The 15,606-nt window shown below is 57.4% G+C and carries 14 protein-coding genes; 8 read left to right on the forward strand and 6 right to left on the reverse strand.

Going from position 1 to position 15,606, the window contains the following annotated elements; genetic code table 11:
- The first annotated feature begins 9 nt into the window (after positions 1 to 9).
- Entirely contained in the window at positions 10 to 717 is a 708-nt protein-coding gene (locus KSX58_RS09040; RefSeq protein ID WP_041777496.1) for a ComF family protein, read from the forward strand.
- 4 nt (positions 718 to 721) lie between these two features.
- Here KSX58_RS09040 and KSX58_RS09045 read toward each other — a convergent pair whose 3' ends face one another.
- From KSX58_RS09045 to glgB, 3 genes are read right to left on the reverse strand one after another with little or no spacing between them, the layout of a single operon-like run.
- Positions 722 to 1,798: a cell wall metabolism sensor histidine kinase WalK gene (locus KSX58_RS09045; RefSeq protein ID WP_011743087.1), complete on the reverse strand. Its 1,077-nt coding sequence runs from the start codon at positions 1,796 to 1,798 to the stop codon at positions 722 to 724.
- Between the two features lie 24 nt (positions 1,799 to 1,822).
- Positions 1,823 to 2,545: a response regulator transcription factor gene (locus KSX58_RS09050; RefSeq protein WP_011743088.1), complete on the reverse strand. Its 723-nt coding sequence runs from the start codon at positions 2,543 to 2,545 to the stop codon at positions 1,823 to 1,825.
- 15 nt (positions 2,546 to 2,560) lie between these two features.
- Complete coding sequence (gene glgB, locus KSX58_RS09055; protein WP_217735683.1) at positions 2,561 to 4,816, reverse strand: 1,4-alpha-glucan branching protein GlgB; 2,256 nt, start codon at positions 4,814 to 4,816, stop codon at positions 2,561 to 2,563.
- A 136-nt stretch (positions 4,817 to 4,952) separates the two neighbouring features.
- Here glgB and KSX58_RS09060 point away from each other — a divergent pair, with 136 nt between their 5' ends.
- Complete coding sequence (locus KSX58_RS09060) at positions 4,953 to 5,549, forward strand: CarD family transcriptional regulator (protein WP_011743090.1); 597 nt, start codon at positions 4,953 to 4,955, stop codon at positions 5,547 to 5,549.
- A 10-nt stretch (positions 5,550 to 5,559) separates the two neighbouring features.
- Positions 5,560 to 6,036, forward strand: coding sequence for a 2-C-methyl-D-erythritol 2,4-cyclodiphosphate synthase (gene ispF, locus KSX58_RS09065; RefSeq protein ID WP_003809559.1), 477 nt, complete (start codon positions 5,560 to 5,562; stop codon positions 6,034 to 6,036).
- An 8-nt stretch (positions 6,037 to 6,044) separates the two neighbouring features.
- On the opposite strand, the gene KSX58_RS09070 is transcribed toward ispF, so the two are convergent.
- From KSX58_RS09070 to KSX58_RS09080, 3 genes are all read right to left on the reverse strand, one after another.
- On the reverse strand, positions 6,045 to 6,881 hold the full coding sequence (locus KSX58_RS09070) for a metal ABC transporter permease (protein WP_021913624.1): 837 nt from the start codon (positions 6,879 to 6,881) through the stop codon (positions 6,045 to 6,047).
- A gap of 2 nt (positions 6,882 to 6,883) precedes the next feature.
- Positions 6,884 to 7,747, reverse strand: a complete 864-nt coding sequence (locus tag KSX58_RS09075) for an ABC transporter ATP-binding protein (protein ID WP_042990128.1) — start codon at positions 7,745 to 7,747, stop codon at positions 6,884 to 6,886.
- A gap of 199 nt (positions 7,748 to 7,946) precedes the next feature.
- The gene (locus tag KSX58_RS09080; RefSeq protein ID WP_003809553.1) at positions 7,947 to 9,014 is read right to left on the reverse strand and encodes a metal ABC transporter solute-binding protein, Zn/Mn family; all 1,068 of its coding nucleotides are present in this window, start codon (positions 9,012 to 9,014) and stop codon (positions 7,947 to 7,949) included.
- Between the two features lie 145 nt (positions 9,015 to 9,159).
- Here KSX58_RS09080 and KSX58_RS09085 point away from each other — a divergent pair, with 145 nt between their 5' ends.
- The 5 genes from KSX58_RS09085 to KSX58_RS09105 all read left to right on the forward strand — a co-directional run bounded on the left by KSX58_RS09085 (position 9,160) and on the right by KSX58_RS09105 (position 15,539).
- On the forward strand, positions 9,160 to 10,035 hold the full coding sequence (locus KSX58_RS09085) for a bifunctional methylenetetrahydrofolate dehydrogenase/methenyltetrahydrofolate cyclohydrolase (protein ID WP_021913626.1): 876 nt from the start codon (positions 9,160 to 9,162) through the stop codon (positions 10,033 to 10,035).
- A 153-nt stretch (positions 10,036 to 10,188) separates the two neighbouring features.
- Positions 10,189 to 11,661: a 30S ribosomal protein S1 gene (gene rpsA, locus KSX58_RS09090; RefSeq protein ID WP_003809549.1), complete on the forward strand. Its 1,473-nt coding sequence runs from the start codon at positions 10,189 to 10,191 to the stop codon at positions 11,659 to 11,661.
- A 106-nt stretch (positions 11,662 to 11,767) separates the two neighbouring features.
- A complete protein-coding gene (gene coaE, locus KSX58_RS09095; protein WP_117319947.1) occupies positions 11,768 to 12,421 on the forward strand; it encodes a dephospho-CoA kinase in 654 nt (217 codons plus the stop codon).
- Positions 12,405 to 14,516 carry an excinuclease ABC subunit UvrB gene (gene uvrB, locus KSX58_RS09100; protein WP_038444379.1) on the forward strand — a complete coding sequence of 704 codons (2,112 nt, stop codon included), beginning with the start codon at positions 12,405 to 12,407 and terminating at the stop codon, positions 14,514 to 14,516. The genes coaE and uvrB overlap by 17 nt, the downstream gene beginning before the upstream one ends.
- A gap of 39 nt (positions 14,517 to 14,555) precedes the next feature.
- Positions 14,556 to 15,539: a TerC family protein gene (locus KSX58_RS09105; RefSeq protein ID WP_038444381.1), complete on the forward strand. Its 984-nt coding sequence runs from the start codon at positions 14,556 to 14,558 to the stop codon at positions 15,537 to 15,539.
- Positions 15,540 to 15,606: the final 67 nt, after the last annotated feature.

The following is a 15,606-nucleotide window of genomic DNA, read 5'->3' on the forward strand; positions in this document are numbered from 1 at the left end:
GTGAATCTGATGGCGGGCTCATTCGCGCATATGGCGAATCTGTTGTTCCCACGAGGCTGTGCGGGATGCGACAAGCCTGATGACGTGTTGTGCGATGCCTGTCTTGCGTCATTCGACTGCGAACTGTCCCAGCCATTGGAAACGGCTGAGATGGGTCGATGGTTCGCGTGCGGATGGTATCGGGGTGCCGCCAGACAGTCGATTCTGGCATGGAAAGACCACGGAGACGAGGAATGCGACCGTCCGTTCTCGGATGCGTTGTGCAGGCTTGCGGAACGCGCCGGTGTGATTGATGCCATGGATGGCGTTCGTGAGATCTGCGATACCATACTGGTCGTTCCCGCGCCGTCGTCGATTGCTTCCATGCGTCAGCGCGGACGACGGCACATGATGCCGCTGGCAAAACGGTTGTCGGCGTTTCTACGGTGCCGGACAGGTTTCCGCGTACAGGTATGCGATGCGTTGACGAACAAAGGAATCAAAGGCAAATCCGTCGAGACCAAGGGCACGGAACAGAGGGCGCAACGCCTTAAGGGGCATGTCATGGTTCGTCCGGGCGTCACCCTTCAAAACAAGGCGGTGATTCTGGTGGATGACATCGTCACCTCTGGAGCCACCATGCGTCGTTGTGTTGACGCTCTAACTTCACAGGGAGCTTTGGTCATTACCGTGCTGGCGTTGGCACACACTCCGGCCGGCAGACCTTTGGCGGCGTAAATCGTCACTCGTCATCGGAAATGTGATATTTCGGCAAAGTGATTTCGAAATCGGCGCCGCGCGGATCATCCACCACTCGTACCGTGCCGCCATGCAACTGCGCCGCCCATCGGGCGATTGACAGTCCAAGACCGGTTCCTCCCGATTCGGTACCCGGTCCCGTCTTGCCTTTGACGAATCGACGGAAGATATCGGACCGCGCTTCTTGGGGAATCTGCGAGCCGAAGTTGACGACATTCGTCACAATCGTGCCGAAATCCTTGTTTTCATGCGCTTCGATGAGCACCGCGGTATTGTCTGCGGAGTGTTTGAGCGCATTGGCGATGATATTGGTGAACAACTGGCGCAGACGATCCTGATCGCCTTCCATTTCGATGTCGTCGGGCACGTGGATTTCGATATTGTGGGCATGCCCGGCATCGGCGATTTCCAACGGTTCCACGGTTTCGTCGATGAAATCCGCGAAATTGAATTTATCGATCTGCAGGCTCGCCGCACCGGCTTCCATGCGGGACAAATCAAGCAGAAACGCGATCAGATCCGACAAACGGTGCGTTTGGTTGAGAATGCTTTCCAGATTCGATGGGGTCGGTTCCACAACGCCGTCGGCCATGTTCTCGACCATGGCCTGCAACGCGGATACAGGCGTACGTAGCTCGTGGCTCACATTGGCCACCATGTCCCGTCTCATCTGGTCGGCATGCTGCAGTTCCTCCGCCATCTCATTGAAAGACAAAGCCAGCTGTCCGACCTCGTCGCGGCTGTTGGCATCGACATGCACCCGGACGGTGTAGTCGCCGTCCGCCATAGCCTCCGCGGCATCCCGCATCTCGCGTAGGGGAGAGGTGAGTCCCCTAGAGAAGAAATAGGTGATGCCCAAAGCCACGGCAAGGGTGATCGGCATGGCTATCCACAGGCTCAATCCGACTTTGAGCAGGAACCAAGCCATGATGAACGCGATGATGGTGGAAATGGTGATCAGCACGCTCAATTCCATTTTGAGCGAAGAGAACAAACCAATAGGGCGTTCGGTATCCAACGGATTGACCGAACGCCCTGGTTTTGAATCAGTGGTACGCATACCACCAAATCTTAGCGCATCATACTATTCTTCCGGCGGTTCGAACGCGTAGCCTACGCCATGCACGGTTCGAATGGTCTTCGAACCCAGCTTGTGACGTAGCGCCTTGACATGCGAATCCACAGTACGGGTGCCGGACGCATCCACCCAATCCCACACTTCCTCGAGCAGCTTCTCGCGAGTGAGCACGGACTTCGGTTTGCGGGCCAAAGTGGCCAGCAAATCAAATTCCGTTGGGGTCAAATGCACCTGCTCCCCATTGACGGTGACGATACGCTGGGCCGGATCGATGACCAGAGAGCCGAAATCAAGCAGTTTCTCGTTTTCGGAGTTCTTGGCGATGACCTTCGCCCTGTCCACACGACGAAGCAGCGCCTTGCACCGGGCGATGAGCTCGCGCATGGAGAACGGCTTGGTCATGTAATCGTCGGCTCCGGCACCAAGACCGATGACCTTGTCGGCCTCGTCGTCTCGCGCCGTCAGAATCAGCACAGGCACAGGACGTTCAGCCACGATGCGCTTGGTGGCCTCAAGACCATCCATCACGGGCAGCATGATATCCATGATGACCAGATCCGGACGGAGCGTGGAAGCGGCCTGGACGGCGCTGGCGCCGTCGGAAGCCACGCGCGCGGTCCAACCCTCCGCAGTGATGCGCTGCGCGATGGCGGTGGCCAAGGTCGGTTCATCCTCGACCACCAGAACGGTACGTGGAATTACTGTGGATTGTGCTGATGAATTGAGCATAGCGTTCCGCCTTTCTCAGAGTTCCGGCTTCAAGAATACTGCTCCCAGTGCCGGAACGGTGATTTTCGCGGACCAATCACGGGAATGATACTCACCCTTGACCGCCTTGAAGGTGCCGTTGTGAATATCGGAACCGCCGTACTTCTTATCGTCCGTGGTCAGCACTTCGGTCCACTTGCCGCCCTTGGTGAGCGGAACCTGGTAATCCTCCCATGCCTCGCCCGAGAAGTTCACGACAACGACCATCTGCTCGCCATCCTTGCCGATACGCACGAAGCTGAGCGTGTTATGGTCGGCGTCATCGCTGGTCAGCCATTGGAATCCGGCAGGATCGAAGTCCTGGCTCCACAATGCGGGAGACGCCTTGTACAGGGTGTTCAGGTCGGCGACGAGCTTCTGCACGCCACGGTGGTCAGGCCAATTGAGCACATCCCAATCCACCGAACCGTCATGATCCCATTCGCCGTACTGCGCCACCTCATTGCCCATGAAGGAGAGCTTCTTGCCCGGATGGGCCCACTGATAGGCGAACAGCGCGCGCACGCCGGCATAGCGCTGCCAGTCATCGCCCGGCATCTTGCCGAACAGCGAGCCCTTGCCGTACACGACCTCGTCGTGGCTGATCGGCAGCACATAATGCTCCGAGTATGCGTACACCATGGAGAAGGTGATCTCGTTGTGGTGCCACTTACGGTTGATCGGCTCCTCGTGCAGATACTGCAGGGTGTCGTGCATCCAACCCATGTTCCACTTGAGGCCGAAGCCCAAACCGCCGGCATCGGTCGGTGCGGTGATGCCGGGATACGCGGTGGATTCCTCGGCGATCATCATGATGCCCGGATTGTTCTTGTACGCGGTCGCCGTGGCTTCCTTGAGGAAGTCGATGGCCTCGAGGTTTTCTCGTCCACCGTAGATGTTCGGATGCCACTGGCCCGGCTTGCGGCTGTAATCCAAGTACAGCATCGAGGAGACCGCGTCCACGCGCAGCGCGTCGATATGGTACTCGTCCAGCCAGAAGCAGGCGTTGGCCACCAGGAAGTTGCGCACTTCGCGGCGTCCGAAATTGAACACGTAGGTGCCCCAATCCGGATGCTCGCCACGGGTCGGGTCCGGATCCTCGTACAGAGGCGTGCCATCGAATCTGCCAAGGGCGAACGCGTCCTTCGGGAAATGCGCCGGAACCCAGTCCATGATCACGCCGATGCCGGCCTCGTGCATCTTCTCGACGAGATACTTGAAGTCGTCAGGGCTGCCAAGGCGCGAATCAATCGCGTAATAGCCGGTTACCTGATAACCCCACGAGCCGGAGAAGGGATGCTCGGCCAGCGGCATGAATTCCACATGGGTGAAACCTTCCTTCTGGACGTAGGGGACCAGCTTGTCGGCCAGTTCGCGATAGTTCTTCACATCCTTGCGCCAGCTAGAGGCATGGACCTCGTAGATGCTGACCGGACCGTTGTGCGGGTCGGTCTTGGCTCGCTGGTCCATCCAGTTCTCGTCATGCCACGCATGGACGGAGTCGACGACGATGGAACCGGTGCGCGGCGGAATCTCATGCGAACGCTCCATCGGATCGGCCTTCATGACCCATTCGTTGTTGGCGTTGAGGATCTCGTACTTGTAAATCGTTCCCGTTTCGACACCAGGAATGAACAGCTCCCAGACTCCAGAGGAGCCCAGTTCACGCATGGCGTGGGTGCGTCCGTTCCAGCCGTTGAAATCTCCCACCACACGTACCGCATGGGCATTCGGAGCCCACACGGTGAATGCGGTGCCCACCAGCTGTTCGCCCTTGACGCCGTCATTAGAGCCCAACGGATCGTCATAGCGCAGCACGCGCGCTCCCAAAGCCTCCCAAAGGCGCTCATGGCGTCCCTCGCCAAACAGGTACATGTCCAAATCGCCGATGGTGGGCAGATAACGGTACGGGTCGTCGGACACCATGGTGGAACCGTCTTCATATTCGGTGCTGATGCGATAATCGGGCACGCCGAAGCCGTCATCGGTCTTGATGGCCGGAATGAGTGCCATGAAAACGCCATTGTGTTCATGCACCGCCTGGGTCCGGGCATTTTCGGTGATGATCGTCACGGATTTCGCCAACGGACGAAGCACGCGGATCGTGACGACATCCTCATGCTCGTCGGGACCGAGATGCCCGCCGAGCACCTCGTGTGGATTGTAGAACGTACCGTTGCTTACTGCATCCAGGTCGCCCTGTGCAACAGGAACGGCAACGCTATCTTCTTTGATCTTGGATTCTGTAGCCATGGGAAAAGTGTAAGCATGAAATGCTTGAAAATTGGCCCGTGTCGCGTCTTTTTTGGTTTTTTGGCGGATTTTTAGGTAAGTCCAACCCTGATGGCACAATAATTCGGGTTTTGTGTAAGCTTTTCACGGAGGATTCATGGGTTACAAGGTCGGCGACATGGTCGTCTATCCGCGTCACGGCGCAGCGAAGGTGGAGGCCATCACCGAGCGAACGGTCAAAGGTGTGACCCGAGAATATCTGCAGCTGTCGGTGCTGTCGTCCGACGGGCTGGTCATCAATGTTCCGGTGGAGAACGCCAAGAAAGTGGGTGTCCGAGACATCGTCGGCGCCAAGGAGGTCGCGAAGGTCTTCGAGATTCTGCGTACTCCGATCATCGAAAAGGAAATGAACTGGTCCCGCCGGTACAAGCTGAACGTCGAGAAGATCGCCACCGGCGATGTGAATAAAATCGCCGAAGTCGTGCGAGACCTCGCCCAGCGTGATGTCGACGAGCATGGGCTGTCCGCCGGTGAGAAGCGCATGCTCACCAAGGCTCGCAGCATCCTGACTTCCGAGATCGCGTTGTCGGAGCATCTTGATGAGAATGAGGCCCAGCGTCTGCTTGACGTGAACCTTGGTTATGAACCGCCGCGCCCTGGCGACGAGGATCATCACACCGAAGCTCCTGAAGAGGCGGCCATGGACACTTTGGCGCGCGTCGAGGCGGAGAACAAGAAGTCCAAGAAGAAGTAAGGGAATTTCCATGCGTATCGGTCAGGGATTTGACGCCCATCGATTCGCGTCCCATGATGCAGGCAAGCCGTTATGGCTTGCCTGTTTGCGTTGGGATGGTGACGGCATCGAAGGTGATTCGGACGGTGATGTCGCAGCCCATGCGTTGATTGACGCGTTGCTTTCCGCAGCCGGATTGGGTGATATAGGCATGCTTTTCGGTGTCGGTTCCGATTCCGCCGGTGCCGGCAAGCACGGCGACGAGATGCTCCGCGCGACGGTTGCGTATTTGCGTGCGCATGGCATGAGGCCGGTGAGCGCAAGCGTGGTCGTCGTGGCCAATCGTCCGAAAATCGGCAAGCGTCGTGACGAGGCGCAACAGGCGTTGAGCCATGCCATCGGCTGTGAAGTGTCGCTGACGGCCACCACTACCGACGGCATGGGATTCACCGGTTCGGGCGAGGGCATCGCGGCCATCGCCAGCGCCTTGGTGGAACCGATCGGCTGATACTTTCGCTACCTGCGGCGTGCCGATTCGATTATTTTGGCGACAATCCAGAACAGTGTGGAAATCGTCACGATGATGAAGCTTGGGGGAGCGGGGAACATGGCGGAAACCAACAGTCCACCCCAAATGGAGATCAAACAGATCACGGTGGAGACGACCATCGCGGCGAATGGGGACCGTGAGATGATGTTCGCAGTCGCGGCGGGCGTGACCACAAGAGCGAATATCAGCAATGTGCCCACGGCGGGCACCGCGATGGTGATCACACCGGCCATAATGGCCATGAAGCAGATGTTCATGAGATTCACCGGTACGCCTTTTGCCTGCGCCACCTGTTCATCAAGCGAGCTGAACAGCAGCGGTCGATAGATAACGGCCAAAACGGCCAGCAACAACACGTCGAAAACCGCAAATCCGACGATCTGCCCGTCCGTGATCGTCAGGATGGAGCCGAAAAGAATCGATTGCATCTGCTGCGAGGCGGAACTGGACAAGCGTGCGAAAAACAGACCCATGCCTGTGGCGAACGCCAATACGGTTCCTGTGGCGATTTCGCGTTGCGATGCCTTTTTGCCCAGTGCGCCGATCACCAATGCTCCGCCGAGAGCGAACACGCCGAGACCGGCACTGACCGGCAGACCCAACAGCACGGCTCCGGTCGCTCCTGGCAGTCCGATGTGCGCCAGCGCATGCGCGGCGAACGTGGAATGACGGGCGATGGTGAAGTAACCCATCACTCCAGCAGCCAAGGCGATGCACAGGCCGGCGAGGAAAGCGTTTGTCATGAATGGCGCGGTCAGCGTGCCCATCCAATCCGGATCGAAGGAGAAAGCGGTTTCGTTCATGATCATGCCTCCTGCGAAATGCGGTTGTGTTGGTGGAATCTTGCGATTTCCTCCGGCGCGTGGGCGTCGACGTCAATGTCATCGGGCTCATCCTCGCTTGGAGTGACGAACATATCTCCTTGGGGAGTGGTGACCACCTGCACCGTGGTGCCATATAGATGGGTGAGCAGCTTCGAATCCAGCACCTCGTTCATCTTCGCATAATGCGGATGCCCGTCGAGCAGATATACGGCTCCGGTGAGAATCGGCAGAAGCATGTTCAAATCGTGCGCCACTACTTGAATGGACATGCCGAGTTCTCGGTTGAGTTTGGCGAGCACGTGCACTGTGGCGCGTTGGCTGGCCAGATCAAGATTGGCGAGCGGTTCATCCAACATGAGTAGTTGGGGGTCCGACACCAGCGCTTGGGCGATGGCGACGCGTTGCCGCAGGCCTCCTGAGAGTTCCGACAGCCGGTATCTCGCCTTGTCCTGCATGCCGACGAATTCCAGCGCATTGCGTACTTTGTCTTTTTGCAGGCGGGTGATGGGATGAATGCCGAACCTTGCCCCGGTCAGGCCAAGCAGCACCGACTGTTCGGCGGTGATGTTCGATTCGATGTCGGATGCGTAGCTCTGCGGCACATACCCTATACGGTGATTCATGTCGCCGGCCGGCTTGCCGAGCACGGTTATGTCGCCGTGGGCGATGGGAATCAATCCGAGTTCGGCCTTCATCATGGTGGTTTTTCCGGCTCCGTTGGTGCCGACGATGGCTGTCACCGAGCCTTGCGGGATACGGAAGGTGCCATGCTGCCAGATGATGTGTCCGCCGCGTGAGACCCCTGCGTCGTCGAATTCGATACAGAATGATGCCTTGTCGTGCATGGCTCGCTCCCTTGATAAGTCAACGATAGTATTCTCACAAACGGTGTTGACAATCATTCTCAATAAGAAGCATGCATGGACGATGAAAAGTCTCGTGATGAATCCGCCTGGATCGTAACCGTTGCTGGAAAAAAGAGTCCGCCGATGTCGGGGAATTACTCGACATCGGCGAATCGGGGGAGGGAGGATGACCGTGGCTTTATTTACCGGGGTCCGTCTGCCCTGTGTTGTCCGGCGTTGCGGCGTCGGAATCGGAGTCGGGATTGTCGTTCGACGGCTGCTCGCCATTCGATTCAGAGGGAGAGACGTCCGAATCTGATGATGTCGCATCATCTTTGGAGGAAACCGCCTCATTCATTTGCTTGATGAGCTGCGCGATCCATGAAATCAGGCTTTTGCTGTCGGCCGGCATCTGTTCCGTGACGTCGATGACCGGCACATCGGATTTGTGTGCGGTGCCGGTCAGAATATTTGTGGCATCATCCGCCTTCTGAACATTGTTGATCAGCATATCCACTTGATGCCCCTCCAGAATCTTCTGGAAGTCCTGGAGTTCCTTGGACGAGGGTTGCGAGCCTTCCGAGATGGACTGCGTGTAGCTTTCGGGAGTCTTATCGGATAGGCCCATGTCGCTGAGCAGATAATATGCGACCGGCTCGGTGGCTGCGTAGGAGACGTTCCTATGTGTATCGGAGAACTCTTTCATGCTTCTCTCGATTACCGTCTCGCGTCTGTTCCACGCCTTGAGTTTGTTTGTGAAGTATTTCTTTTGCTTGGGCATGATGCGGCTGTAGGTGTCGGCAAGCTCCTTCGCCATGGCGTTGCGTGCGTCGCTGGAGAACCAGAGATGGGGATTGTCTCCCTCAACGGCTCCGACCATTTGCGCGGCCGAAACGGAAACGGTGTCTCTTTCCAGGTTTTTTGTGGCCCAGGAGTCGTATCCCGCTCCGTTGGACACGACGACCTGTGCCTTCTGCAGGGTGTCGACAGCAGTGGTCTTCGGTTCGAACGTGTGGGCGTCCTCTGTTGTGGAGGACAGAATCGAGGTGACTTTGACGTGCACGCCGCCGATCTGCTCCGCCAAAGCCCCCCACTGGTTGACCGACGCCACCACGTTGATCGGGGTGGTCTGCTCCTTTGGTGTGTCGGGTGCCGTTGGTTGATCGGGCTCCGAAGAAGCGCCAAAGCAGGAAGCGGTGCCCAGCACCGTGCACAATGTGATTCCCGCGGCAAGGATGCGGAAAAATGGACGCTGGTGAGAGCGCATGTCGATTGCCTTCCTCTTGGGTCGTCCGTCGTTTCGGTCGCGTCCATCTCATATAGCACATGCGCGACTTACGACTGAAACCAAGATAGCCTACGATACTTGCAAATGCCAATACGACAAGCGACTTAGCGAGGAAGTGGACCACATGGGAACAAGGATTGATGGCAAAAAGGTGGCGGCACGGACCAAGGCGGACCTCGCCAAACGCGTGGAACTGCTGAAGGCGAGGGGAATCCAACCTGGGTTGGGTACCATTTTGGTCGGATCAGACCCCGGCTCCGTGAAATATGTCGCCGGCAAACATGCCGATTGCGCCGAAATCGGCGTGAATTCCATCAAGCGCGAGCTGCCTGAGAATGCGACGTTCGATCAGGTCGCCGATGCGGTCCGCCAGCTCAATGCGGATCCCGCCTGTACCGGATATATCGTGCAGTTGCCCTTGCCAAGGGGAATCGACGAGAACGCCATCATCGATCTGATCGATCCCAAGAAGGACGCCGACGGGATGCATCCGTATAATCTCGGCGAACTTGTGCTGCATGCCCGAGGAGACATCGCCACGCCGTTGCCATGCACGCCTCGCGGCGTGATCGAGCTGTTGCGCGCCTACGACATCGATTTGGATGGCAAGGAGGTGTGCGTGCTGGGCCGTGGCATCACCATCGGCCGTACCATTGGTCTGTTGTTGACTCGTAAGGCGGTCAACGCCACTGTCACGCTGTGCCATACGGGAACCAAGGATGTGCGTGAACACATGCGACGGGCCGATGTGATCGTCGCAGCCATGGGAGTGGCTGGTTTCGTCAAACCGGAAGACATCAAGGAAGGGTCGATTCTCGTCGACGTCGGAGTATCCCGCGTGTTCGACGAGGAATCCGGCCGATACAAGGTCAAGGGTGATGTCGATAAAGCCTGTTACGAGAAGGCTTTGGCATATACGCCGAATCCTGGAGGCGTAGGGCCGATGACGCGTGCCATGCTGTTGCAGAATGTCGTGGAGATGGCCGAACGTCAGTTGTGAGTTTCGCGATAGTGCTTTCGGGCGTGTCGTGACATGCGACACGCCCGATTTTTGTGCATGGCTTCTTGTAGACTTTCGCCTTGTGTGTATTTGCACGCACGTATAACTGAAGAACGATTTTATCCATCCACTATTTTGTAAGAAACCACATTAATGGCAGAGAACAATAACGAAGTCGCCAAGGTCGCCATCAACGACATCGGCACCGAAGAGGACTTCATCAAGGCAGTCGATTCCACCATCAAGAACTTCGATGATGGTGATCTGGTCGAAGGTACCGTCGTCAAGGTCGATCATGACGAGGTCCTGCTCGACATCGGCTACAAGACCGAGGGTGTCATCCCCTCCCGCGAGCTTTCCATCAAGAAGGACGTTGATCCTGACGAAGTCGTCGAGGTCGGCGACACCATTGAGGCCCTTGTCGTCACCAAGGAAGACAAGGAAGGCCGTCTGATTCTGTCCAAGAAGCGTGCACAGTACGAGCGCGCTTGGGGCGACATCGAGAAGATCAAGGAAGCCGATGGCGTTGTCGAAGGCACTGTCATCGAAGCTGTCAAGGGTGGCCTCATCGTCGACATCGGTCTGCGTGGCTTCCTGCCGGCATCTCTCGTCGAGATGCGTCGTGTCCGCGATCTGTCCCCGTACATCGGCCAGAAGATCAAGGCCAAGATCCTCGAGCTCGACAAGAACCGCAACAACGTGGTCCTCTCCCGTCGCCAGTACCTCGAGGAGACCCAGTCCGAAGTGCGCGAGACCTTCCTGTCCCAGCTTAAGAAGGGCCAGATCCGTGAAGGCGTCGTGTCCTCCATCGTCAACTTCGGCGCGTTCGTCGATCTGGGCGGTGTTGACGGCCTGATCCACGTTTCCGAGCTGTCTTGGAAGCACATCGATCACCCGTCCGAGGTCGTCAAGGTCGGAGACAAGGTCACCGTCGAGGTGCTTGACGTTGATCTCGATCGTGAGCGCATCTCCCTGTCCCTCAAGGCCACCCAGGAAGATCCGTGGCAGCGCTTCGCCCGCACCCACGTTCCTGGCCAGATCGTCAAGGGCAAGGTCACCAAGATCGTTCAGTTCGGTGTCTTCATCTCCGTCGAAGACGGCATCGAAGGCCTCGTGCATATCTCCGAGCTGGCCAACCGCCACGTGGAGAACCCGGAGACCGTCGTCAAGCCGGGCGAGGAAGTCTTCGTCAAGGTGATTGACGTCGATCTCGACCGTCGCCGCATCTCCCTGTCCCTCAAGCAGGCCAACGACTCCGTTGATCCGGCTTCCGAGGACTTCGATCCGGCTCTGTACGGCATGCCGGCAGAGTACGACGAGCAGGGCAACTACAAGTATCCGGAAGGCTTCGACCCGGCAACCAACGAGTGGATCGCTGGTTACGAGAAGCAGCGTGAGGAGTGGGAGTCCCAGTACGCCACCGCTCACGATCTGTGGGAGCAGCACAAGGAATTCGTTGCCAAGGAACTCGAGAACGCCGAGGCTTCCGCAGCCGAAGACGGCCAGGCTCCGAAGGAAGAGAAGGTCGAAGAGGTGTCCAACTACTCCTCCGACAACACCTCCAACGGCACCCTCGCCGATTCCGACCAGCTCGCCGCTCTGCGCGACCAGCTGCTCGGCAAGTGAGTTTCGACGAATCAAAATAAACTGATTCGCGTAAACCGCTGATAAATGGCCCCGCACCTGATGGTGTGGGGCCATTTGCGTATGTTGCGAGTCCTCAAACATTACAATGGCGGTTGTGATGATTCGAATTGGGTTGACCGGAGGCATCGCCGCCGGCAAAAGCACCGTCGCTACGCATCTGCGTGAACTGGACGCGACGCTTGTCGATTATGATGTGCTCGCCCGAAAAGTCGTGGAACCCGGAAGCGTGGGCCTGCAACGAATCGTGGAACATTTCGGGCCGGATGCGATGAACGCGCAAGGTGGTCTTAATCGGCGATGGATGTCCGAACACGTCTTCTCCGATCCGAATGCCGAATCCGAACGTAGAATCCTTGACGATATCGAACATCCGTTGATCTACGATCTTGCATTGTCGGAGGAACGGCAGGCGGTCGAAAAGAATCCGGATGCCGTGGTCGTACATGATATTCCGCTTTTGGCGGAAGTAATCGATGACATACCCATGCGTTTCGACCATATCGTAACAGTCGAAGCACCGGAACAGACGCGTGTGGAACGTATGATGCGCACCCGTGGCATGAGTGAGGCACAGGCGAAGGCGCGTATCGCGCATCAGCCCACGCGTGCGGCACGAGAATCCATAGCCGATGCGGTGATTGACTCATCCCAGGATGTAGAACACATGTTCGACTGTGTTGATAGGCTGATGGAACAGTGGCGTAAGGAAGCGAGACGGAACCATGGGATTCAACATTGAACGAGTGAACAAGCCGTTTGTGGTCAAATCTCCATATAAGCCTTCAGGCGACCAGCCGAAGGCCATCGAGGAGCTGGCCACGCGCATCGAGAATGGCGAGAACGACGTGGTGCTCATGGGCGCCACCGGCACCGGCAAAACCGCCACTACAGCGTGGCTGATCGAACGTCTGCAGCGACCGACGCTTATCATCGAGCCGAACAAGACGCTCGCCGCGCAGTTGTGCGCCGAATTCCGCGAACTCATGCCGGACAATGCGGTGAGCTACTTCGTTTCCTACTACGACTACTACCAGCCGGAAGCGTACATTCCCCAGACCGACACCTACATCGAGAAGGATTCCAACATCAACGACGATGTGGAGCGATTGCGCCACGCCGCCACCGCGAACCTTCTGACCCGTCGCGATTGCGTGGTCGTGGCCACCGTCTCCTGCATCTACGGTTTGGGAACGCCGGAAGAATACGCTGGCCGTATGCTGTTCCTCCAGGAAGGCCAGCAGATCGACCGTGACGATTTACTGCGCAAATTCGTGGACATGCAATACAAGCGCAACGACATCGCCTTCACGCGAGGCACATTCCGCGTGCGCGGCGACACCGTTGAGATCATCCCCGTATACGAGGAACTGGCCATCCGCATCGAATTCTTCGGCGACGAAATCGACCGCATCTCCACGCTGCATCCGCTGACCGGCGACGTGATCGCGCACGAATCGCAGGTGCACATCTTCCCGGCCTCGCATTACGTTGCCGGACCGGAACGTATGGAACGGGCGCTCAAAACCATCCAACAGGAACTTGACGAGCGTACCGCCGAATTGCATAAGCAAGGCAAGGAACTTGAAGCGCAGCGTCTCACCATGCGCACCACATACGATCTGGAAATGCTCTCGCAGGTCGGCACATGCTCCGGCGTGGAGAACTATTCGCGGCATTTCGACGGACGCGCGCCGGGCACGCCTCCGCACACGCTGCTTGACTTTTTCCCCGATGATTTCCTGCTCGTCATCGACGAATCACATGTCACCGTGCCGCAGATCGGTGCCATGTACGAAGGCGACGCGAGCCGCAAACGCACGCTGGTCGAACACGGTTTCCGCCTGCCGTCGGCAATGGACAATCGACCGCTCAAATGGCCGGAGTTCCAGGAACGCGTCGGTCAGACGGTGTACCTGTCGGCAACGCCCGGCGATTACGAACTCGGTTTGAGCGACGGCGTGGTCGAACAGATCATACGTCCGACCGGACTAGTCGATCCGCAGATCGACGTGCGGCCGGTGGAAGGGCAGATCGATGACCTGCTTGCCGAAATCAAAGACCGCGTGGCAAGGAACGAACGTGCGCTGGTCACCACGCTCACTAAGAAAATGGCCGAGGATCTGACCGACTATCTGCTGGAACGCGGCATCAAAGTCGAATATCTGCATTCCGATGTGGACACCTTGCGTCGTGTCGAACTGCTGCGTGAACTGCGTGAAGGCAAGATCGACGTCATCGTCGGCATCAACCTGCTACGAGAGGGCCTCGATCTGCCGGAAGTGTCATTGGTCGCAATCCTCGACGCGGATAAGGAAGGCTTCCTGCGTTCCTACCGTTCGCTCATCCAGACCATCGGCCGTGCGGCGCGAAACGTGTCCGGCACCGTCGTCATGTATGCGGACGACATCACCGAAGCCATGCGCAAGGCCATCGACGAGACCAACCGCCGCCGTGACATCCAGATCGCCTACAATAAGGAACATGGCATCGATCCGAAGCCGCTCATCAAGAAGATCTCCGATGTCAACGACATGCTCGCCAAGGAGGACGTCGACACCCAGACATTGCTCGGTACCGGATACCGAAACGCGGACAAAGCCGGCAATTCGCATCTCGGCGTGCCACATACCAGCAAGGAGGAATCCGGCAGGCGGCACGAGGAGATTCTCAAGGCCGGATTGCCCGCACAGGATCTAGCTGATCTCATTCGACAACTGTCCGAGCAGATGCATACCGCCGCAGAACAACTGCAATTCGAGCTTGCGGCTCGTCTGCGTGACGAGATCCGTGACCTGAAAAAGGAACTTCGGCAGATGACGGAGGCGAGCAAATAGTTCTCGACCGGTCATACGGCATCCGTACCATAGTGGATTATGGCTGAAACACCACTTGTTTTTGAAATCGCCACGTTTGCGGTGCTTGCCGTCTTCTTCGTGGTGGACCTGTTCATCATCGGGCGCAAGCCGCATGTGCCCTCCACCAAGGAATGCGTGCAGCATATCGCGTTCTTCGTGGTCATGGCGTTGATCTTCGGCGGACTCATGTGGTTCTTCGCCGGCTCGAAGCCTGCCATCGAGTTCTACTCAGGTTGGCTGACCGAATATTCGCTGAGCATAGACAACCTGTTCGTGTTTGTCATTATCATGTCGAATTTCGCGGTGCCGAAGGAACTACAGAAATTCGTGCTGTCAGTCGGCATCACCGTCGCGCTCGTACTGCGAGGCATGTTCATTTTGGTGGGCGCTGCCATCATCTCGCGCTTCACTTGGGTGTTCTTCCTATTCGGCGCGTTCCTCATCGTCACGGCCATCAAACTCGTCGCCGGGGGAGACGAGGACGAGGAATACCATGAGAACGCGTTGATTCACGCACTGCGCAAGGTCATCAAGATCACCGATGAATACGACGGCGAAAAGCTGCGTACTATCAAGAACGGTGTGAAGCATTGGACCCCGATGCTCATCGTGTTCCTGACCATCGGCACCACCGACGTGATGTTCGCTTTCGATTCGATCCCCGCCATTTTCGGCCTGACCAAAGATCCGTTCATCGTGTTCACGTCCAACGTGTTCGCATTGCTCGGTCTGCAGCAGCTGTACTTCCTGCTCGGAGAGCTGCTTGACAAGCTCGTCTATCTTCCGCTGGGCCTGTCCGTGGTGCTGGGCTTCATCGGCGTCAAACTCATCATGGAGGCCCTGCATGGCAATTCGCTGCCGTTCCTCAATGGCGGCCAGCCGATTTCCTGGGTTCCGGAAGTGCCCACATGGCTGTCGCTTGTCGTGATCGTTCTTGCGATCGGCGGTTCCGCTTTGGCAAGTGTTATTAAGATGCGCACCATGAAAGCGAACGAAAAGTGACAGTCCGGCAAACGTTGGGAGAATAGAGCTTTTCTATTCTCCTACGAAATTGTGAGCGCTCAGATCG

The organism is Bifidobacterium sp. MSK.17.10 (assembly GCF_019129655.1).
Classification (GTDB): domain Bacteria; phylum Actinomycetota; class Actinomycetes; order Actinomycetales; family Bifidobacteriaceae; genus Bifidobacterium; species Bifidobacterium adolescentis.

Excerpts from the sequence above, each read along its gene's own strand:
- glgB (WP_217735683.1), bottom strand. The coding sequence starts at position 4,816 with ATGGCTACAGAATCCAAGATCAAAGAAGATAGCGTTGCCGTTCCTGTT.
- uvrB (WP_038444379.1), top strand. The coding sequence starts at position 12,405 with ATGGGATTCAACATTGAACGAGTGAACAAGCCGTTTGTGGTCAAATCT.
- KSX58_RS09045 (WP_011743087.1), bottom strand. The coding sequence starts at position 1,798 with ATGCGTACCACTGATTCAAAACCAGGGCGTTCGGTCAATCCGTTGGAT.
- KSX58_RS09075 (WP_042990128.1), bottom strand. The coding sequence starts at position 7,747 with ATGCACGACAAGGCATCATTCTGTATCGAATTCGACGACGCAGGGGTC.
- KSX58_RS09070 (WP_021913624.1), bottom strand. The coding sequence starts at position 6,881 with ATGAACGAAACCGCTTTCTCCTTCGATCCGGATTGGATGGGCACGCTG.
- KSX58_RS09085 (WP_021913626.1), top strand. The coding sequence starts at position 9,160 with ATGGGAACAAGGATTGATGGCAAAAAGGTGGCGGCACGGACCAAGGCG.
- ispF (WP_003809559.1), top strand. The coding sequence starts at position 5,560 with ATGCGTATCGGTCAGGGATTTGACGCCCATCGATTCGCGTCCCATGAT.
- KSX58_RS09060 (WP_011743090.1), top strand. The coding sequence starts at position 4,953 with ATGGGTTACAAGGTCGGCGACATGGTCGTCTATCCGCGTCACGGCGCA.
- KSX58_RS09050 (WP_011743088.1), bottom strand. The coding sequence starts at position 2,545 with ATGCTCAATTCATCAGCACAATCCACAGTAATTCCACGTACCGTTCTG.
- KSX58_RS09105 (WP_038444381.1), top strand. The coding sequence starts at position 14,556 with ATGGCTGAAACACCACTTGTTTTTGAAATCGCCACGTTTGCGGTGCTT.
- KSX58_RS09080 (WP_003809553.1), bottom strand. The coding sequence starts at position 9,014 with ATGCGCTCTCACCAGCGTCCATTTTTCCGCATCCTTGCCGCGGGAATC.
- KSX58_RS09040 (WP_041777496.1), top strand. The coding sequence starts at position 10 with ATGGCGGGCTCATTCGCGCATATGGCGAATCTGTTGTTCCCACGAGGC.
- coaE (WP_117319947.1), top strand. The coding sequence starts at position 11,768 with ATGGCGGTTGTGATGATTCGAATTGGGTTGACCGGAGGCATCGCCGCC.
- rpsA (WP_003809549.1), top strand. The coding sequence starts at position 10,189 with ATGGCAGAGAACAATAACGAAGTCGCCAAGGTCGCCATCAACGACATC.